This window comes from Citrobacter sp. Cpo074, from assembly GCF_030332745.1.
Lineage (GTDB): Bacteria > Pseudomonadota > Gammaproteobacteria > Enterobacterales > Enterobacteriaceae > Citrobacter > Citrobacter portucalensis.
On record NZ_JAOWHG010000023.1, the window covers coordinates 169,793 to 188,602 of the forward strand.

General features: G+C 53.1%; 18 protein-coding genes. 13 read left to right on the plus strand and 5 right to left on the minus strand.

The window, feature by feature from the left end; genetic code table 11:
* Window positions 1-73 precede the first annotated feature (73 nt).
* The 6 genes from acnB to OGX83_RS01870 all read left to right on the plus strand — a co-directional run bounded on the left by acnB (window position 74) and on the right by OGX83_RS01870 (window position 7,360).
* Window positions 74-2,671, plus strand: coding sequence for a bifunctional aconitate hydratase 2/2-methylisocitrate dehydratase (gene acnB / locus OGX83_RS01845; RefSeq protein ID WP_008786215.1), 2,598 nt, complete (start codon window positions 74-76; stop codon window positions 2,669-2,671).
* A 174-nt stretch (window positions 2,672-2,845) separates the two neighbouring features.
* Complete coding sequence (gene yacL / locus OGX83_RS01850) at window positions 2,846-3,208, plus strand: protein YacL (protein WP_020996227.1); 363 nt, start codon at window positions 2,846-2,848, stop codon at window positions 3,206-3,208.
* A gap of 180 nt (window positions 3,209-3,388) precedes the next feature.
* On the plus strand, window positions 3,389-4,342 hold the full coding sequence (locus tag OGX83_RS01855; protein ID WP_286587265.1) for a 2-keto-3-deoxygluconate permease 1: 954 nt from the start codon (window positions 3,389-3,391) through the stop codon (window positions 4,340-4,342).
* Window positions 4,339-5,610: a D-threonate kinase gene (dtnK, locus tag OGX83_RS01860; RefSeq protein ID WP_079934989.1), complete on the plus strand. Its 1,272-nt coding sequence runs from the start codon at window positions 4,339-4,341 to the stop codon at window positions 5,608-5,610. The genes OGX83_RS01855 and dtnK overlap by 4 nt, the downstream gene beginning before the upstream one ends.
* On the plus strand, window positions 5,600-6,583 hold the full coding sequence (locus tag OGX83_RS01865; protein ID WP_082196955.1) for a D-threonate 4-phosphate dehydrogenase: 984 nt from the start codon (window positions 5,600-5,602) through the stop codon (window positions 6,581-6,583). The genes dtnK and OGX83_RS01865 overlap by 11 nt, the downstream gene beginning before the upstream one ends.
* A gap of 9 nt (window positions 6,584-6,592) precedes the next feature.
* Complete coding sequence (locus tag OGX83_RS01870; RefSeq protein ID WP_032942381.1) at window positions 6,593-7,360, plus strand: DeoR/GlpR family DNA-binding transcription regulator; 768 nt, start codon at window positions 6,593-6,595, stop codon at window positions 7,358-7,360.
* A gap of 30 nt (window positions 7,361-7,390) precedes the next feature.
* Here the strand turns inward: OGX83_RS01870 and OGX83_RS01875 are convergent, their stop codons facing one another.
* Complete coding sequence (locus tag OGX83_RS01875; RefSeq protein WP_032941691.1) at window positions 7,391-7,738, minus strand: YacC family pilotin-like protein; 348 nt, start codon at window positions 7,736-7,738, stop codon at window positions 7,391-7,393.
* Window positions 7,739-7,891: 153 nt separating this feature from the next.
* Between OGX83_RS01875 and cueO the strand changes: the two genes are divergently transcribed.
* From cueO to hpt, 3 genes are all read left to right on the plus strand, one after another.
* Window positions 7,892-9,508, plus strand: coding sequence for a multicopper oxidase CueO (cueO, locus tag OGX83_RS01880; protein WP_057067420.1), 1,617 nt, complete (start codon window positions 7,892-7,894; stop codon window positions 9,506-9,508).
* A 183-nt stretch (window positions 9,509-9,691) separates the two neighbouring features.
* Window positions 9,692-11,347 carry a methyl-accepting chemotaxis citrate transducer gene (gene tcp, locus OGX83_RS01885; protein WP_186413724.1) on the plus strand — a complete coding sequence of 552 codons (1,656 nt, stop codon included), beginning with the start codon at window positions 9,692-9,694 and terminating at the stop codon, window positions 11,345-11,347.
* Window positions 11,348-11,598: 251 nt separating this feature from the next.
* Complete coding sequence (gene hpt / locus OGX83_RS01890; RefSeq protein WP_003018658.1) at window positions 11,599-12,135, plus strand: hypoxanthine phosphoribosyltransferase; 537 nt, start codon at window positions 11,599-11,601, stop codon at window positions 12,133-12,135.
* Between the two features lie 70 nt (window positions 12,136-12,205).
* On the opposite strand, the gene can is transcribed toward hpt, so the two are convergent.
* The gene (gene can / locus OGX83_RS01895) at window positions 12,206-12,868 is read right to left on the minus strand and encodes a carbonate dehydratase (protein ID WP_008786227.1); all 663 of its coding nucleotides are present in this window, start codon (window positions 12,866-12,868) and stop codon (window positions 12,206-12,208) included.
* Between the two features lie 108 nt (window positions 12,869-12,976).
* On the opposite strand from can, the gene OGX83_RS01900 reads away from it, so the two are divergent.
* The 4 genes from OGX83_RS01900 (at window position 12,977) to OGX83_RS01915 (ending at window position 16,505) form a co-directional block, all read left to right on the plus strand.
* Complete coding sequence (locus OGX83_RS01900) at window positions 12,977-13,903, plus strand: ABC transporter ATP-binding protein (protein WP_003829469.1); 927 nt, start codon at window positions 12,977-12,979, stop codon at window positions 13,901-13,903.
* Entirely contained in the window at window positions 13,900-14,670 is a 771-nt protein-coding gene (locus OGX83_RS01905; protein WP_008786229.1) for an ABC transporter permease, read from the plus strand. The genes OGX83_RS01900 and OGX83_RS01905 overlap by 4 nt, the downstream gene beginning before the upstream one ends.
* Window positions 14,671-14,773: 103 nt before the next feature.
* On the plus strand, window positions 14,774-15,214 hold the full coding sequence (locus OGX83_RS01910) for a PTS sugar transporter subunit IIA (protein ID WP_032942385.1): 441 nt from the start codon (window positions 14,774-14,776) through the stop codon (window positions 15,212-15,214).
* A 61-nt stretch (window positions 15,215-15,275) separates the two neighbouring features.
* Entirely contained in the window at window positions 15,276-16,505 is a 1,230-nt protein-coding gene (locus OGX83_RS01915; RefSeq protein ID WP_153753725.1) for a polysaccharide deacetylase family protein, read from the plus strand.
* A gap of 6 nt (window positions 16,506-16,511) precedes the next feature.
* On the opposite strand, the gene panD is transcribed toward OGX83_RS01915, so the two are convergent.
* The 3 genes from panD to panB all read right to left on the minus strand — a co-directional run bounded on the left by panD (window position 16,512) and on the right by panB (window position 18,715).
* Window positions 16,512-16,892, minus strand: a complete 381-nt coding sequence (gene panD, locus OGX83_RS01920) for an aspartate 1-decarboxylase (protein WP_000621526.1) — start codon at window positions 16,890-16,892, stop codon at window positions 16,512-16,514.
* Between the two features lie 95 nt (window positions 16,893-16,987).
* The gene (gene panC / locus OGX83_RS01925; protein WP_008786233.1) at window positions 16,988-17,842 is read right to left on the minus strand and encodes a pantoate--beta-alanine ligase; all 855 of its coding nucleotides are present in this window, start codon (window positions 17,840-17,842) and stop codon (window positions 16,988-16,990) included.
* A gap of 78 nt (window positions 17,843-17,920) precedes the next feature.
* A complete protein-coding gene (panB, locus tag OGX83_RS01930) occupies window positions 17,921-18,715 on the minus strand; it encodes a 3-methyl-2-oxobutanoate hydroxymethyltransferase (protein WP_008786234.1) in 795 nt (264 codons plus the stop codon).
* Between the last annotated feature and the right edge of the window lie 95 nt (window positions 18,716-18,810).

Genomic DNA, 18,810 nt, shown 5'->3' on the forward strand with positions numbered 1-18,810 from the left:
CACAGGAGCGTGAAGAGAATCGCCCATCTACAAAAGCGCCGCATTATGACAATGAGAGCGAGGAGATATCGTCGTGCTAGAAGAATACCGTAAGCACGTAGCTGAGCGTGCTGCCCAGGGGATTGTGCCAAAACCTTTAGACGCAACCCAAATGGCTGCACTTGTCGAGCTGCTGAAGACCCCGCCTGTGGGCGAAGAAGAATTCCTGTTAGACCTGTTGATCAACCGCGTTCCTCCTGGCGTAGATGAAGCCGCTTATGTTAAAGCTGGTTTTCTCGCCGCTGTCGCAAAAGGCGACACCACCTCCCCGCTGGTTACCCCAGAAAAAGCCATTGAACTGCTGGGCACCATGCAGGGTGGCTACAACATTCATCCGCTGATCGACGCGCTGGACGATGCAAAACTGGCGCCGATTGCCGCCAAAGCGCTCTCTTCAACGCTGCTGATGTTCGATAACTTCTACGATGTAGAAGAAAAAGCCAAAGCGGGCAACGAATATGCGAAGCAGGTAATGCAATCCTGGGCTGATGCCGAATGGTTCCTGAACCGTCCAGCTCTGGCTGAAAAAATCACCGTTACTGTCTTTAAAGTGACGGGTGAAACCAACACCGATGACCTTTCTCCGGCACCGGATGCATGGTCTCGCCCGGATATCCCTCTGCACGCTCTGGCGATGCTGAAAAACGCCCGTGAAGGTATCGAACCGGATCAGCCTGGCGTGGTTGGCCCGATCAAACAGATCGAAGAATTGCAGAAAAAAGGTTACCCGCTGGCTTATGTGGGTGATGTTGTCGGTACCGGTTCTTCGCGTAAATCCGCAACCAACTCCGTGCTGTGGTTCATGGGTGACGACATTCCTCATGTGCCGAACAAGCGCGGCGGCGGCCTGTGCCTCGGCGGCAAAATTGCACCTATCTTCTTCAACACCATGGAAGATGCGGGCGCACTGCCGATTGAAGTGGACGTGTCGAACATGAACATGGGCGACGTGATTGACGTTTACCCGTTCAAAGGCGAAGTACGCAACCACGAAACCGGCGAACTGCTGGCAAGCTTTGAGCTGAAAACCGAAGTCCTGATCGACGAAGTACGCGCCGGTGGCCGTATCCCGCTGATCATCGGTCGTGGCCTGACTACCAAGGCGCGCGAAGCGCTGGGCCTGCCGCACAGTGACGTATTCCGTCAGGCGAAAGACGTGGCGGAAAGCAGCCGTGGCTTCTCTCTGGCACAAAAAATGGTTGGCCGTGCCTGCGGCGTAAAAGGTATCCGTCCGGGCGCGTACTGCGAACCGAAGATGACCTCCGTCGGTTCTCAGGATACTACTGGCCCTATGACCCGTGACGAACTGAAAGACCTGGCGTGCCTGGGCTTCTCGTCTGACCTGGTGATGCAGTCCTTCTGCCACACTGCGGCGTATCCGAAGCCGGTTGACGTGAACACGCATCACACGCTGCCAGACTTCATCATGAACCGCGGCGGTGTGTCGCTGCGTCCGGGCGACGGCGTTATTCACTCCTGGCTGAACCGCATGCTGCTGCCGGATACCGTAGGTACCGGTGGTGACTCCCATACCCGTTTCCCTATCGGGATTTCCTTCCCGGCAGGTTCTGGTCTGGTGGCGTTTGCTGCTGCGACCGGCGTGATGCCGCTGGATATGCCGGAATCCGTTCTGGTGCGTTTCAAAGGCAAAATGCAGCCGGGTATCACCCTGCGCGATCTGGTACACGCCATCCCGCTGTACGCGATCAAACAGGGTCTGCTGACCGTTGAGAAGAAAGGTAAGAAGAACATCTTCTCTGGCCGCATTCTTGAAATCGAAGGTCTGCCGGATCTCAAAGTGGAGCAGGCGTTCGAATTGACCGACGCCTCCGCTGAACGTTCTGCTGCCGGTTGTACCATCAAGCTGAACAAAGAGCCGATCGTTGAGTATCTGAGCTCTAACATCGTTCTGCTGAAGTGGATGATCGCAGAAGGTTACGGCGATCGCCGTACGCTGGAACGTCGTGTGCAGGGCATGGAAAAATGGCTGGCGGATCCGCAGTTGCTGGAAGCCGACGCTGACGCAGAATACGCGGCAGTGATCGACATCGATCTGGCGGATATCAAAGAGCCAATCCTGTGTGCACCGAACGATCCGGACGATGCGCGTCTGCTGTCTGACGTACAGGGCGAGAAGATCGACGAAGTGTTCATCGGTTCCTGCATGACTAATATCGGCCACTTCCGTGCCGCTGGTAAGCTGCTGGATGCGCACAAAGGCCAACTGCCAACGCGTCTGTGGGTGGCTCCGCCAACCCGTATGGATGCGGCACAGCTGACCGAAGAAGGTTATTACAGCGTGTTCGGTAAGAGCGGTGCGCGTATCGAAATTCCAGGCTGCTCTCTGTGCATGGGTAACCAGGCGCGTGTAGCCGACGGCGCAACGGTGGTGTCGACCTCTACCCGTAACTTCCCGAACCGTTTAGGTACCGGGGCGAACGTCTACCTGGCTTCTGCGGAACTGGCGGCGGTTGCGGCGCTGATCGGCAAACTGCCGACGGCGGAAGAGTATCAGACCTATGTGGCGCAGGTAGATAAAACGGCCGTAGATACTTACCGTTATCTGAACTTCGACCAGCTGTCTCAGTACACCGAGAAAGCCGATGGTGTGATTTTCCAGACCGCGGTGTAATGCCCTAAGGCATTTTGTGTAAAAACGCATCAATGCCCGGAGAAGTCTGCTTCTCCGGGCATTTTTATTTCTATTCCTTATACCCACTACGCTTTTTTTCTGCCGCGCTGCTGCGATAATTACAGCAAGGCGCAATGCGGTATTGGCGCATTGCCGGGAGTAGAGGAAGACATTATGGATTACGAATTTCTGCGCGATATTACCGGGGTGGTAAAAGTGCGTATGTCCATGGGCCACGAGGTGGTGGGGCACTGGTTTAATGAGGAAGTGAAAGAGAACCTGGCCTTACTGGATGAAGTGGAACAGGCAGCGCGTGCGGTTAAGGGCAGTGAGCGCTCCTGGCAGCGAGCAGGGCATGAATACACGCTCTGGCTGGATGGCGAAGAAGTGATGGTTCGCGCTAATCAGCTGGAGTTCTCTGGCGATGAGATGGAAGAGGGGATGAGCTACTACGACGAAGAAAGTTTTTCGCTCTGTGGTGTAGAGGACTTTCTTCAGGTTGTGGCGGCATACCGCGAATTTGTGCATCAATCCTGAGATATTTCAGATATCAATGAAGCCGGGTGAGACAAACCCGGCTTTTTTTTCGTCCGAATGATTATTTGATTTTTATTAATCATTCAAAAACTGTGATCTGCCGCGTTTGTGATCTTATTTTGATTGAATATAATCGTTGTGATTTTATTTAATCACAACATAACAACAGGCGGGAAGACCATGAACATCAAGAAGGCAATAGAACGCGTACCCGGCGGCATGATGGTTGTGCCGTTGGTTATCGGTGCCATTATCAACACTTTTGCCCCGCAGGCGTTGCAGATCGGTGGATTCACCACGGCTTTATTTAAAAATGGCGCGGCTCCCTTGATTGGCGCGTTCCTGCTCTGTATGGGGGCGGGAATTAGCGTAAAGGCGGCGCCGCAAGCTTTGCTACAAGGCGGCACGATTACGCTGACCAAGTTACTGGTCGCGATTGCAATTGGTCTCGGGGTTGAACACCTGTTTGGCGCGGAGGGCATCTTTGGCTTAAGCGGTGTTGCCATTATTGCGGCAATGAGTAACTCCAATGGCGGGCTTTACGCGGCGCTGGTTGGCGAGTTTGGCAATGAACGTGATGTCGGTGCGATCTCCATTTTGTCTCTGAATGACGGACCTTTCTTTACCATGATCGCGCTGGGCGCGGCGGGTATGGCAAATATTCCTATCATGGCGCTGGCGGCGGTTCTTGTTCCGCTGGTGGTTGGCATGATCCTCGGTAACCTCGACGCTAATATGCGTGACTTCCTGACCAAAGGTGGTCCACTGCTTATTCCTTTCTTTGCATTTGCACTTGGAGCCGGTATTAACCTGGAAATGCTGCTGCAAGGCGGTCTGGCGGGCATTCTGCTGGGTGTGCTGACCACCTTTGTGGGCGGCTTCTTTAACATTCGTGCCGATCGTCTGGTTGGCGGGAGTGGTATTGCTGGTGCTGCGGCATCCAGTACGGCGGGGAACGCCGTCGCGACGCCACTGGCCATAGCACAGGCCGATCCCTCGCTGGCAGAGGTTGCCGCTGCGGCAGCGCCGCTGATCGCTGCGTCAGTCATTACAACCGCCATTCTGACGCCAATTCTTACGTCGTGGGTCGCGAAAAGGCAGTCTCGTCAGGCCGTGCAGGAGAAGAAAGCATGAAAATGATCGTTATCGCCGATGACTTTACGGGCTCTAACGATACCGGCGTACAGCTGGCGAAAAAAGGGGCGCGTACCGAAGTAATGCTGACCCCAGCGCAGAAACCGTCGCGCCGCGCCGATGTTCTGGTCATCAATACGGAAAGCCGGGCGATGCCGGCAACGCAGGCCGCCGCGGCTGTACAACAAGCGTTAGCGCCATGGTGTGAGGGCGAAGCAATACCGCTGGTATACAAAAAAATAGACTCGACATTTCGTGGCAATGTGGGGGCTGAAGTCACTGCAGCCATGCGTACAGCCGGTCGGACGCTGGCCGTGATTGCGGCGGCAATTCCTGCTGCCGGGCGCACCACGCAGGATGGCTTGTGCCTGGTCCATGGTGTGCCGCTGCTGGAAACGGAATTCGCCAGCGATCCAAAAACGCCTATTCACTCTTCGCGTATCGCTGAACTGGTCGCGTTGCAAAGCGATGTCCCTGTACATGAGGTGTCGCTGGTGGATGTGCGTCGGGGAAGTTTGAGTGCGCTGCTGAGCGCTTTTGCAAAAGCCGGCGAATGTATGGTGGTGGTGGATGCCGTGGAAGAGCGAGATCTCGCGCTCATTGCGCAGGCGGTTTGTGAGCAAAAACAGATGCCGCTACTCGTAGGGGCGGCGGGGCTGGCCAATGCGCTACCGGCCGCAACGTTTATGCAAGAGAAGCAGGAATTACCGGTGTTGGTTGTAGCTGGCTCAATGAGTGAGGCAACGCGACGTCAGGTGGAAAAAGCAGTGTGTCAGGGTCGGGCAAAAGTCGTTGATATCGATGCCGCGCGGTTGGTTGCATCGTCATTTGCACCGGAAATGGACTCTGTTATTGAACAGGCTTGCGCGCAACTGAGCCAGCAGCAGCACACGATCTTACGCACCAGTCGATGTGCAGAAGACCGGGACATGATCGACACGCTGTGTTTCAACGTGGGGATGAGTCGCCAGCAGTTGGGAGAACTGCTGAGTCAGCGTCTAGGGGAGATAACGCTGCGCATTATTGAACAAGCACGTATCGGCGGATTGTTCCTGACCGGAGGCGATATTGCCACGGCGGTCGCCAGTGCGTTGGGTGCCGAAGGATATCGCATCCACAGTGAGGTCGCCCCCTGTATTCCGTGCGGAACGTTTGTGAATAGCGAGATTGACGACTTGCCGGTTATTACCAAAGCGGGTGGATTCGGTTCTGATACGACCCTTTGCGATGCGCTGTATTTTATTGAGGAGATGTACCGTGGTAACTAAAACAATTGCGATTACGATGGGAGACCCGGCGGGGATTGGTCCGGAAATTATTGTTAAAGCGCTACGCGAAGATGAACTTAATGGTGCACCGCTGGTGGTGGTTGGGTGCCTAAAAACGCTGCAGCGGTTACAGGCTCAGGGGCTGGCTGACGGAGTAACATTTCGCGCTATTGAACAGGTCGCCGATGCCAGATTCACGCCAGATACGATTCATGTGATTGATGAACCGCTGGCGAAACCTGACGAACTGCTTCCAGGTACAGTGCAGGCGCAGGCGGGCGATCTGGCCTATCGCTGTGTGAAACGTGCGACTGAACTGGCGATGAAGGGGGATGTACATGCCATCGCGACCGCGCCGTTGAACAAAGAAGCGCTGCATCTCGGCGGACACAATTATCCTGGACATACCGAACTGCTGGCAACGCTAACCGAAAGCCGCGACTATGCGATGGTGCTGTACACCGATAAGCTGAAAGTTATCCATGTTTCGACGCATATCGCACTGCGCAAATTCCTTGATACGCTCAATGGGCAACGTGTCGAAACGGTGATTGGTATCGCGGATACCTTCCTGAAGCGCGTAGGCTTTGCACACCCGCGTATTGCCGTTGCGGGGGTGAATCCACATGCCGGAGAGAATGGCCTGTTTGGCGATGAGGAAATTCGTATTGTCGGACCCGCGATTGAGAATATGAAAGCGAAGGGGATGGATGTTTACGGTCCGTGCCCGCCGGATACCGTGTTTTTACAGGCTTATGAAGGTCAGTATGACATGGTGGTGGCGATGTACCACGATCAGGGGCATATCCCGCTGAAATTGCTGGGTTTCTATGATGGTGTAAATATCACAGCAGGTTTACCGTTTATTCGTACCTCTGCCGATCACGGTACGGCATTTGATATCGCCTGGACGGGAAAAGCAAAATCTGAGAGCATGGCCGTATCGATCAAACTGGCAATGCAACTGGCGTAATTTACTGTTATGAAAGGGCAACACCGTCTGGATAAGATTGTGGCGTATTTGAAAAATCATACGCTGGTTACCGTGGAACAGTTGGTTGACGCGGTTGACGCCTCTCCAGCAACGATCAGGCGCGATCTCATCAAGCTGGATGAACAGGGTGTGATCAGCCGCAGCCACGGCGGTGTTGCGTTACGACGCTTTGAAGCGGCGCAGCCAACCACAAACGAAAAGCAACTGCGATCGCCTGCTGAGAAACGGGCGATTGCGCGTTTTGCCGCCTCAATGGTGCGTGCGGGCGATGCCGTGGTGCTTGATGCCGGTACCACAATGCTGGAGCTGGCAAAATGTCTGACGCATTTGCCGCTGCGAGTGATTACCGTTGATCTGCATATTGCCCTGTTTTTGTCAGAATTCCGTCAGATAGAGGTGACGATCGTCGGTGGACGCATCGATGACAGCAGCCAGTCCTGTATTGGTGAGTTTGGCCGGAAAATGTTGCGCAGCGTCTATCCTGATATTGCTTTTATGAGCTGTAACACCTGGAGTATGGAAAAGGGTGTAACCACGCCAACGGAAGACAAAGCGGGATTAAAGCAGGAAATTATTGCGAATGCCCAACGGAAGGTATTGCTGGCGGATAGCAGTAAGTACGGCGCACATTCGTTATTTAACGTCGCGCCGCTTAGTTGCTTTACCGATGTTGTTACCGATGTGAATCTACCGCCAAACGCGCAGGCTGAATTAAAAGCGCAATCCGTTGCCCTGACGCTGGTACAGCCAGAGTAACTGCACTCTCAACCCTGATTGCGCCGGAGATTATTTAACGTAGGCCAGCAGGCTCAGAGAGTCACGCGCCAGCGCTTTGCATTTCTTTGCTGTTGGGATGCCGATACCGCTGAGATCGCGGTAGCTGTCTTCACCCAGCGCTTTCATATTGAAGGTGTCGTAATTACTCAGGTCCCACTGGTTTTGCTGGGCAAAAAAGACCAGTGCGCGACGAATCTGCCCATTAGGCAAATTCTGGTATCCACAGTCATTTTTCAGAAAAACAAAAACTGCCGTTAAATCGGCCATATCTTCGGCTTCGGACTCGCTGAGCGCGTAGCTATTTGCGCATACGGCCATCAGGGTGCCGAACAAAACTGTTCTGAAAAACGTCTTCATTGCTTCTACCACTGCATCACGGAATTTAAACGTTAGCATACTGCGAGCGAAGCGACGACCTTTATTATTAGCCGTTCACTTGACCTTCCCGTAAGGGGAAGGCTTATGCTTAAAAGATAGCCTGCTTAAGCTGCTGAATATAAGGAAGTGATTATGCAACGTCGTGACTTTTTAAAGTACTCCGTGGCGCTGGGCGTCGCGTCAGCGTTACCTCTGTGGAGCCGGAGCGTATTTGCCGCAGACCGCCCTGCATTGCCCATTCCTGACCTGTTAACCGCGGATGCCTCAAACCGTATGCAATTGGTGGTGCAAGCCGGAAAATCGAGCTTTGCTGGTAAAACAGCGACGACCTGGGGATATAACGGCAATTTACTCGGACCTGCGGTCAAGCTGAACAAAGGGCAGTCGGTGACCGTGGATATCCATAACCAGCTTGCCGAAGAGACGACGTTGCACTGGCACGGTCTGGAAATCCCCGGTGAAGTCGACGGTGGACCGCAAGGCATTATCCCGGCGGGCGGGAAACGTTCAGTGACCTTCACGCCGGATCAGCGGGCGGCGACCTGCTGGTTCCACCCGCATCAGCATGGAAAGACCGGCCGTCAGGTAGCTATGGGACTGGCCGGACTGGTGCTAATTGAAGATGAAGAGATTCGCAAGCTGATGCTGCCTAAGCAGTGGGGCATTGATGATGTGCCGGTGATTATTCAGGATAAACAGTTCTCTGCTGATGGGCAGGTTGATTATCAACTGGACATCATGACCGCCGCCGTCGGCTGGTTTGGCGATACGCTGCTGACCAACGGGGCGATTTATCCTCAGCATGCCGCACCGCGTGGCTGGTTGCGTCTACGCCTGTTGAATGGTTGTAACGCACGCTCACTGAACATTGCGGCCAGCGACAATCGTCCTTTGTACGTCATTGCCAGCGACGGTGGACTGTTGGCTGAACCGGTAAAAGTGACCGAGCTTCCTATGCTGATGGGCGAGCGCTTTGAAGTGCTGGTGGATGTCAGTGACGGCAAAGCTTTTGATCTGGTCACTCTGCCAGTCAGTCAGATGGGGATGGCGATTGCGCCATTCGATAAGCCGCACCCGGTGATGCGCGTTCAACCATTGCTGATTACCGCTTCCGGCACGCTGCCAGATTCGCTGACATCCATGCCATCGCTGCCGTCACTGGAAGGGCTGACGGTGCGCAAGCTGCAGCTGTCGATGGATCCGATGCTCGATATGATGGGCATGCAAATGCTGATGAAGAAATACGGCGGTCAGGCCATGGCGGGTATGGATCATGGGAAGATGATGGGCCATATGAATAATGACAATATGGGCCACGGCAATATGAATCATGGCAATATGAACCACGGTGAGATGGGGAATATGCAGCATGGCGACATGGGCAACATGAAGCATGGAACATTCGACTTCCATAATGCCAACCGGATTAATGGCCAGGCATTTGATATGAATAAACCGATGTTTGCCGCGGCGAAAGGTCAGCACGAACGCTGGGTGATTTCCGGCCAGGGCGACATGATGCTGCATCCGTTCCACATTCACGGCACGCAGTTCCGCATTCTGTCTGAGAATGGCAAAGCGCCTGCCGCACACCGCGCGGGATGGAAGGACACTGTGCGGGTAGAAGGCGGCGTGAGCGAGGTGTTAGTGAAGTTTGACCACGACGCGCCAAAAGAGCATGCCTATATGGCGCACTGCCATCTGTTAGAGCATGAAGATACCGGGATGATGCTCGGCTTCACCGTCTAAAAAATTACGCTGTGCTTATCCGGCCTGCAGAAATCTCTCGTAGGCCGGATAAGACACAGTCGCTTTACAGCGTTTCACCGCACGACTCCCTCTTCCTGCAAATTCTGCTATTGCACATAAAGTAATCGCCTTTGAAGCCGATAATCATTGGGTACCCAATGTGAGTTCAATGGATGAAATACTATGATTAAAAATGTGCGTGTTATTACCGGCATTCTTCTGGTTCTCGCCATTTTCTGTTTGCTACAGGTCGTGACAGGAAGCTTTTTTTATTCTGCGGTAAACAATGATCGCCATAATTTCCAGAACTCAGGCACCCTGAATGCCCAACAGGAAAATCTGAGTGATAGCGTCAATACGCTGATTAAAACCCGAGTAACGGTAACCCGCGTAGCAATTCGTTTCTTAAAGAATCAACGCGATCCGGCCTCACTGGCGGCCATTGATACTTTGCTAAAAACGGCGAGTGAGTCGATGAAGAAGGCTGAGGGATACTTCGCGCATTATCAGTCATTGCCGCAGGTGTCGGGGCAGAATCCGCAAATTGCATCTGAAATGGAAAAACAGTATCGGCAGATGCACGACGTGATGGCGTTATCGATAGAGTATCTGCGCGCGAATAACTATCAGGCCTATGGCGATCTTGATGCTCAGAAGGCGCAGGATGAAATGGAAGCCAGCTATGACCAGTGGCGTAACGAAAACAACGCGTTGCTCCAGCACGCGGCGGCGGAAAATCAGCACAGCTTTACCCGTATGCAATGGACGTTAGGGGCAATTGTCGTCGCTGTGCTCATCGTTCTGGGCATGATCTGGAGTGGGTTGCAGCATATGCTGCTTAAACCCCTGGCGCAGATCATGGAGCATATCCGCATTATTACCCGTGGTGATCTGACCCATCAACTCGACGTCCAGGGACGTAATGAAATGGGACGTTTGGCCACGGGCTTAGATGAAATGCGACAGTCGCTGATTTCGACAGTCACGTCGGTGCGTAACAGCTCAGAAACGATTCATAGCGGCGCAACGGAAATCTCATCAGGTAACAACGATCTGTCTTCGCGTACTGAGCAGCAGGCTGCTTCACTTGAAGAGACAGCCGCCAGCATGGAACAGCTTACCGCGACCGTGAAGCAAAATACGGACAATGCGAAACAGGCGACTCAACTGGCTAAGAATGCGTCTGATACTGCCGCACGTGGTGGACGGGTTGTTGATACTGTCGTGCACACGATGAGTGAAATTGCCGGTAGTTCACAGCAAATTGCGCAGATCACCAGCGTCATCGACAGTATTGCTTTCCAGACCAATATCCTGGCGCTCAACGCGGCGGTTGAGGCTGCCAGAGCAGGAGAGCAGGGACGCGGATTTGCTGTTGTGGCGGGTGAAGTCCGTACCCTGGCAAGCCGTAGCGCTCAGGCAGCCAAAGAGATCAAAGCGTTGATTGATAACTCAACCCACAGCGTGGGGATGGGATCTCAGCAGGTGTCGGACGCGGGTAAAACGATGAAAGAGATTGTCGCAGCGGTCACCCGCGTGACGGACATCATGGGGGAAATCGCCTCAGCCTCGGAGGAACAGAGTCGGGGGATTGAGCAGGTGAGTCTCGCGGTCTCGCAGATGGACAGTGTCACACAACAAAACGCCGCGCTGGTAGAAGAGTCTGCTGCCGCCGCCGCTTCGTTGGAACAACAAGCTGAACAGTTACGCCTGGCCGTGGCGGCATTTCGCATCACTCGCGATGCCTCCAACGGTGAGCATCGAAAACCACCTAAGGATACTCCACGAGCGACCTCTGCGGGGAGTTCGCCACAAGATCCGCACTGGGAAACGTTTTAGCCACAGGCTGCCGTGCGCTCCTGGTTTTGATTAATAAGTGTACAAAAAACGACGCAAACGGGTTCTCCTGTGAACTATCAGAGGAACCCGCTCTCTTTACTGGTATACTTCATCAACTGAATTGTTTGTATGCTGTCGCAAGTTTTGTGGTTAGAGCGGGTCGCCGTCTGTCAGTCGGTGTATCAACGTAAGCGCTTTCTTTCGATCTGCATGATGTGTCAACTGATAAAAATCAGTGAGTTATAGGGTTTATGAAACATACTGTTGAAGTGATGATCCCGGAAGCGGAGATCAAAGCGCGTATTGCTGAACTGGGGCGCCAGATTAACGAACGTTACAAGGACAGCGGCAGCGATATGGTGCTGGTTGGTCTGTTACGTGGCTCATTTATGTTTATGGCGGATCTGTGCCGTGAAGTGCATGTCTCTCACGAAGTCGATTTCATGACGGCATCCAGCTACGGTAGCGGAATGTCTACCACGCGTGATGTTAAAATCCTGAAAGACCTGGATGAAGACATTCGTGGCAAGGACGTGCTGATTGTCGAAGACATCATCGACTCCGGCAATACGCTGTCCAAAGTGCGTGAAATTCTGAGCCTGCGCGAGCCGAAATCCCTGGCTATTTGTACGCTGCTGGACAAACCTTCTCGTCGTGAAGTGAATGTTCCGGTCGAGTTTATCGGCTTCTCAATTCCTGATGAGTTTGTGGTCGGTTACGGCATTGACTATGCCCAGCGTTATCGCCATCTGCCGTATGTTGGCAAAGTAGTGCTGCTGGACGAGTAATTGGCTGGAGCGCCTGATGGCGCAGGTTTGTAGGCCGGGTAAGGCGTCGCCGCCTCCCGGCAATGTCACATTATTTATGGTTGCTGTGTTTCTGACTCAGGTTAGACAACCCCTGGCGATAGCGCTGTTCCAGCGTTTCGCGGCTGGTGGCGGTGACGTCGAGATCGCGCAGCAGGCCATCATGAATACCGTAAGCCCAGCCGTGAATGGTCACTTTCTGACCGCGCTTCCAGGCTGAACGCATAATGGTTGAGTGGCCCAGGTTATAGACCTGTTCCATGACATTCAGTTCGCACAGGGTGTCCATGCGACGTTCCTGCGGCATTTCGCCCAGCAGTGAGCTGTGTTTGAACCAGATATCGCGGATGTGCAGTAACCAGTTATCTATCAGCCCCTGTTCTTTATTTTCAATCGCCGCCTGGACGCCGCCGCATCCATAGTGGCCGCATATAATAATATGTTCCACTTCCAGCACATCCACCGCATACTGAACCACTGAGAGACAGTTCAGGTCGGTGTGAATAACCAGATTGGCAACATTGCGGTGAACAAATAATTCACCCGGTTCAAGACCGGTCAATCGTTCAGCGGGAACGCGGCTATCGGAACATCCAATCCATAGAAAACGCGGATTCTGGGCATGCGTCAGCGTTTCAAAAAATCCGGGATCTTCTTCTATCAGCATCTTTGACCATAGTGCATTGTTGCTGATGAGTGTATCTATGTCTTTCATGGAGTAGCACGACCCGAAGCCAGATAAATTCGATGGGCTAATATAGGGTAACTCCATCATTATTTAAACTATATATAAAATGTCAGAACGTAAGGTAAGTATAAAAACATGACCATTGCTCTGGAACTTCAACAACTTAAAAAAACTTACCCCGGTGGCGTTCAGGCGTTACGCGGGATAGATTTGCAAGTCGAAGCGGGTGATTTTTATGCGCTTTTGGGACCGAATGGCGCAGGAAAATCCACCACCATTGGAATAATCAGCTCGCTGGTGAATAAAACCTCCGGGCGGGTGAGCGTCTTCGGATACGATCTTGAAAAAGATACGGTTAATGCTAAACGCCAGCTTGGCCTGGTACCGCAGGAGTTTAACTTTAACCCGTTTGAAACCGTGCAGCAGATCGTGGTCAACCAGGCGGGTTACTACGGTGTTGAGCATAAAGAAGCGGTCAAACGCAGCGAACTATATTTAAAGCAGCTCGATTTATGGGAAAAACGTAACGAGCGCGCACGCATGCTGTCTGGTGGGATGAAACGTCGTCTGATGATTGCCCGTGCGCTGATGCACGAGCCGAAATTACTCATTCTGGATGAACCAACGGCGGGCGTCGACATTGAGCTGCGTCGTTCAATGTGGGGCTTTTTAAAGGATTTAAACGACAAAGGCACCACCATTATTCTGACCACTCACTATCTCGAAGAAGCGGAAATGCTGTGTCGTAATATCGGCATTATTCAGCACGGCGAGCTGGTGGAAAACACCTCGATGAAGAGTCTGCTCTCCAAGCTGAAATCCGAGACCTTTATCCTCGATCTGGCACCAAAAAGTCCGCTGCCGAAACTGGAAGGTTATCAGTACCGACTGGTCGACACTTCCACGCTGGAAGTGGAGGTTCTGCGTGAACAAGGGGTCAACAGCGTCTTCTCTCAGCTGAGCGCGCAGGGCATTCAGGTATTGAGTATGCGTAACAAAGCGAACCGACTGGAAGAACTGTTTGTTTCTCTGGTGCATGAAAAACAAGGAGATCGCGCATGATGCAGCTTTACTGGGTTGCGCTGAAAAGCATCTGGGCGAAAGAGATCCACCGCTTTATGCGTATCTGGATCCAGACTTTGGTGCCTCCCGTCATCACCATGACGCTCTATTTTATTATCTTTGGTAACCTGATCGGCTCGCGTATCGGCGAAATGCATGGCTTTAGCTACATGCAGTTTATTGTGCCGGGGCTGATTATGATGGCAGTGATCACCAACTCGTACGCCAACGTGGCCTCGTCGTTCTTTAGCGCCAAGTTTCAGCGCAATATCGAAGAGCTGCTGGTCGCCCCGGTGCCGACGCACGTGATTATCGCCGGTTTTGTCGGCGGCGGCGTGGCGCGTGGCCTGTGCGTAGGCATTCTGGTCACGGCTATTTCACTGTTCTTCGTGCCGTTCCAGGTGCATTCCTGGGTCTTTGTGGCGCTCACGCTGGTGTTAACGGCGGTACTGTTCTCGCTAGCCGGTTTGCTGAACGCAGTCTTTGCTAAAACCTTTGACGATATCAGCCTGATCCCCACCTTCGTGCTGACACCGCTGACCTATCTGGGTGGCGTGTTCTATTCGTTAACGCTGCTGCCACCGTTCTGGCAGGGACTGTCGCATCTGAACCCAATTGTCTACATGATTAGCGGCTTCCGATACGGCTTCCTGGGTATTCACGATGTTCCGCTGGTCACCACGTTTGGCGTGCTGGTGGTGTTCATTGCGGCGTTTTACTTGCTGTGCTGGTACCTGATTCAGCGCGGACGCGGCCTACGTAGCTAATTCTTTCTTCCTCTCCTGACTCGGGAGAGGAAGACTTTTGATGCTTATCACCATTACCGATTTATCACCCTGATAAACTACTTGCCTGCTAAGGAGGTAGGCAATGTTAGGTTGGGTAATTACCTGTCATGACGATAAGGCACAGGATATGCTGCATCGTCTGGAGAAAAAGTACGGTCCGTTGGAGCAATGTCAGGCGGTAAGTTTCTGGCGTGGGCTCAGCTCGAATATGTTAAGCCGCATGATGTGCCATGCCCTGCATGCTACAGATTCAGGTGAAGGGGTAGTATTCCTGACGGATATGGCCGGGGCTGCGCCATACCGTGTAGCCTCGTTAATGAGTCATAAACATCCCCAGTGCGAAGTGATTTCAGGTATCAGCTATCCATTGCTTGAGCGAATGATTTCGTCACGGGAATCGCTGAGCAGTTCTGCGTTTCGCGATTGCATCGTCGCGCTTGGCGGCCCCGAAGTCTCCAGCCTCTGGCATCAACAACAAAAAAATCCCCCCTTCGTGTTGAAGCATGATTTGTATGAGTATTAATCATTGGTATTGATGATGCTTTTGCTACAATAACCGAGGTTTCTCGCCTCGGTTAAATCATATGGTTATGCGCGTTCTGTTTGTTCTGTTGCTCCTGTTTTCTGGTGGCGTAGGTGCGGCCTTGCCCGCTCGCTATATGCAAACCACGGAAGATGCGGTGATTTGGGCACATGTTGGCAATAAGACTGAGACTGTCGGTAATTTACGCGCGGGACAGATTATTGCCGTTGAACCGGATGCAAAGGATTACTACACCTTCAACTTCGGTTTTGGCAAAGGCTACATCGACAAAGGGCACCTGGAACCTGTGCAGGGGCGTCAGCGTGTGGAAGACGGCCTGGGTGACTTAAATAAACCGTTGAGTAACCAGAACCTGATTACCTGGAAAGATACTCCGGTCTATAACGCGCCGGACGTAGGCAGTGCGCCGTTTGGTACGCTGGCTGAGAATCTACGTTACCCAGTGCTCAGTCGGCTGAAAGACAGACTGAATCAGACCTGGTATCAGATTCGCATCGGCGAGCGGCTGGCCTATATCAGCGCGCTGGATGCTCAGCAGGATAACGGTATCCCGATTCTGACTTACCATCATATTCTGCGCGATGAAGAGAACACGCGTTTTCGTCATACCTCCACCACCACATCAGTGCGCGCGTTCAGTAACCAGATGACCTGGCTGCGAGATATGGGCTATACCACGCTGACGATGTATCAGTTAGAAGACTACCTCAATAATCGCGCAAACCTTCCGGCGCGTTCGGTCGTTATTACGTTTGATGATGGCCTGAAGTCCGTTAGCCGCTATGCGCATCCCGTCCTCAAGCAGTATGGCTTTAAGGCGACGGCGTTTATCATTAGCTCACGTATCAAGCGCCACCCACAGAAGTGGGATCCGAAATCGCTGCAGTTTATGAGTATTTCCGAGCTGGAAGGGATTAAAGATGTTTTCGACTTCCAGTCGCACACCCATTTCTTGCATCGGGTGGATGGCCAGCGACGACCTATTTTACTCAGCCGTAACTATCACAATATTCTGTTTGATTTTGAACACTCCCGTCGGGCGCTCGGGCAGTTTAATCCGCATGTGCTCTATCTTTCCTATCCGTTTGGCGGCTATAACGCGACGGCGGTGAAAGCGGCGCATGATGCCGGTTTTCATTTGGCGGTGACGACGGTGAAAGGGAAGGTGAAGCCTGGCGATAACCCGATGTTGCTAAAGCGGCTGTATATCCTGCGGACGGATTCGCTGGAAACAATGTCGCGGCTGATAGTCAATCAGCCGCAGGGGTAAGGGCTGTCAGGCGACCTGTACCGGAATGGCTTTTGCAGTGCGTTTCATTTCGTTGTCGCCTTCAAAATAGGCCACTTTCGGACGCCATGTACGGGCTTCTTCGTCAGACATGGTGACGAAGCTGGCGATAATCACAATGTCGCCAACTTCAGCACAGTGCGCCGCTGCACCGTTCACCGAGATGATTCTGGAGCCGCGTTCAGCCGCAATGGCATAGGTTGAGAAACGTTTACCATTGGTCACGTTCCAGATATCAATAGCTTCGTTTTCCAGAATACCTGAGGCATCGAGGAAATCCTGGTCGATGGCGCAGGAGCCTTCGTAATGCAGGTCCGCCTGCGTGACTTTTACGCGGTGGAGCTTGCCTTGCAGCATGGTGCGAATCATAACTTCTATACCCTGTCGTTTACCTTGGCTAAGCAGGCGCGACTGGCCTGCTTTGAGAAATCTTCAGGCAGTATTGCCCGATTTTTAACCCCTGTCTACTGGGCTAATGTAACGCTTTGATTATCGATCAGACGAGCCTGACCCAGCCATGCTGCGGCCAGAATCACCGCGCGTTTACTGGTTTCAGTCAACTCCAGCAGCGTGTCGGCATCACGAATCTGAATATCGTCGGCGCGGAAGCCTTTTTCATTCAGTTCTTGTTCGGCAATGGTAATAATTTCTTGCAGCTCACGATTACCCGCAATCAGCTTTTCAGCGATACCGTTCATCACGTTGTGCAGGCCTGGCGCAATTTTACGCTGTTCTGCTGTTAGATAACCGTTACGTGAGCTGAGGGCCAGACCGTCTTTGGCGCGAATAATCGGTACGCCAACGATCTCAATGTCATAACCCATGTCCGCTACCATTTTGCGGATCAGCGCCAGCTGTTGGAAATCTTTTTCACCAAAGCAGGCGATATCGGGTTGGATCAGGTTAAACAACTTGCTGACGATAGTGGAAACACCACGGAAGTGGCCCGGGCGGCTGGCGCCTTCCAGCATGGTAGAGAGGCCGGGAACATCAACGAAAGTCTGGCCTTCCAGACCCTGCGGGTAGATCTCTTCAACGGCCGGAGCAAAGACATAATCGACTTTACGCTTGTTCAGCTTTTCGCAATCTTCCTGCAGGGTACGCGGATAGCGCACCAGATCGTCCGGTCGGTCAAACTGCATCGGGTTAACGAAAATGCTGACGAACACCACATCAGCCCGCGCTTTTGCTTCATCGACCAGTTTCATATGGCCGTCGTGCAGGTTACCCATGGTGGGAACCAGTGCGACGCGTTTGCCTTCCTGACGCAGACGACGAATATGCTGGCGTAGCAGCGGCAAGGTTTCAATGATTAACACGACAAGACTCCTTGAGTTGCCTGAGGTACCGTAGGCCGGATAAGACGCGTAGCGTCGTCATCCGGCACGGTCAGAAAATTAGTGGAAGCTGTGCTCTTCACCCGGATAAACGCCGGACTCCACTTCAGCCATATACTGCCGCACTGCGGCGCGCATGTCGCCTGCTTCATTGAGGAAATTCTTCGCAAATTTCGGGATGTGGCCACCGGTAATGCCAAAGGCATCATGCATGACAAGGATTTGCCCGTCGGTGACGTTGCCGGCGCCGATACCAATCACCGGAATCGACAGCGCTTCAGTGACGCGCTTCGCCAGTTCAACCGGCACGCACTCCAGCACCAGCAACTGAGCGCCAGCGGCTTCTAAGGCCAGTGCATCATCCAGCAGTACCTGCCCGGCGTCGCCGCGGCCCTGAATTTTATAGCCGCCGAAGATATTCACCGACTGGGGCGTTAATCCCAGATGACCGCAAACCGGCACCGCGCGTTCGGTGAGCATTTTCACCGTATCCGTAAGCCAGGCGCCGCCTTCGATTTTGACCATATTAGCGCCCGCGCGCATGACCACCGCAGCGTTTTCAAACGCCTGCTCCGGAGTGGCATAAGCCATAAACGGTAGGTCGGAGAGTAGCAGACAATTCGGTGCACCGCGACGCACGGCTCGGGTGTGGTAAGCAATGTCTTCAACGGTGACGGGCAGGGTGGAGTCGTGCCCCTGTACCGTCATGCCCAGCGAATCACCGACCAGCATCACGTTGATGCCTTCATCGGCAAACAGCTTAGCGAAGCTGTAGTCGTAGGCGGTGATAGTCGCGAAGCGCTTTTTCTCTTGTTTGCATTTCTGCAACACAGCGATAGTGGTGGGTTTGCTCATAACCTCTCCGGCCATAATATTGATGAATATAATGGCCGCATTGTAGGGGAATGAAGCAGAAAAGCGTTAGCCCTTTGTGTGTATTCCCGGCAGCG

Bases quoted from the DNA above. Each gene is read 5' to 3' on its own strand.
- yacL (WP_020996227.1), top strand. From the start codon at position 2,846: ATGGATTACGAATTTCTGCGCGATATTACCGGGGTGGTAAAAGTGCGT.
- OGX83_RS01855 (WP_286587265.1), top strand. From the start codon at position 3,389: ATGAACATCAAGAAGGCAATAGAACGCGTACCCGGCGGCATGATGGTT.
- dtnK (WP_079934989.1), top strand. From the start codon at position 4,339: ATGAAAATGATCGTTATCGCCGATGACTTTACGGGCTCTAACGATACC.
- OGX83_RS01870 (WP_032942381.1), top strand. From the start codon at position 6,593: ATGAAAGGGCAACACCGTCTGGATAAGATTGTGGCGTATTTGAAAAAT.
- OGX83_RS01875 (WP_032941691.1), bottom strand. From the start codon at position 7,738: ATGAAGACGTTTTTCAGAACAGTTTTGTTCGGCACCCTGATGGCCGTA.
- cueO (WP_057067420.1), top strand. From the start codon at position 7,892: ATGCAACGTCGTGACTTTTTAAAGTACTCCGTGGCGCTGGGCGTCGCG.
- tcp (WP_186413724.1), top strand. From the start codon at position 9,692: ATGATTAAAAATGTGCGTGTTATTACCGGCATTCTTCTGGTTCTCGCC.
- hpt (WP_003018658.1), top strand. From the start codon at position 11,599: ATGAAACATACTGTTGAAGTGATGATCCCGGAAGCGGAGATCAAAGCG.
- can (WP_008786227.1), bottom strand. From the start codon at position 12,868: ATGAAAGACATAGATACACTCATCAGCAACAATGCACTATGGTCAAAG.
- OGX83_RS01900 (WP_003829469.1), top strand. From the start codon at position 12,977: ATGACCATTGCTCTGGAACTTCAACAACTTAAAAAAACTTACCCCGGT.
- OGX83_RS01905 (WP_008786229.1), top strand. From the start codon at position 13,900: ATGATGCAGCTTTACTGGGTTGCGCTGAAAAGCATCTGGGCGAAAGAG.
- OGX83_RS01910 (WP_032942385.1), top strand. From the start codon at position 14,774: ATGTTAGGTTGGGTAATTACCTGTCATGACGATAAGGCACAGGATATG.
- OGX83_RS01915 (WP_153753725.1), top strand. From the start codon at position 15,276: ATGGTTATGCGCGTTCTGTTTGTTCTGTTGCTCCTGTTTTCTGGTGGC.
- panD (WP_000621526.1), bottom strand. From the start codon at position 16,892: ATGATTCGCACCATGCTGCAAGGCAAGCTCCACCGCGTAAAAGTCACG.
- panB (WP_008786234.1), bottom strand. From the start codon at position 18,715: ATGAGCAAACCCACCACTATCGCTGTGTTGCAGAAATGCAAACAAGAG.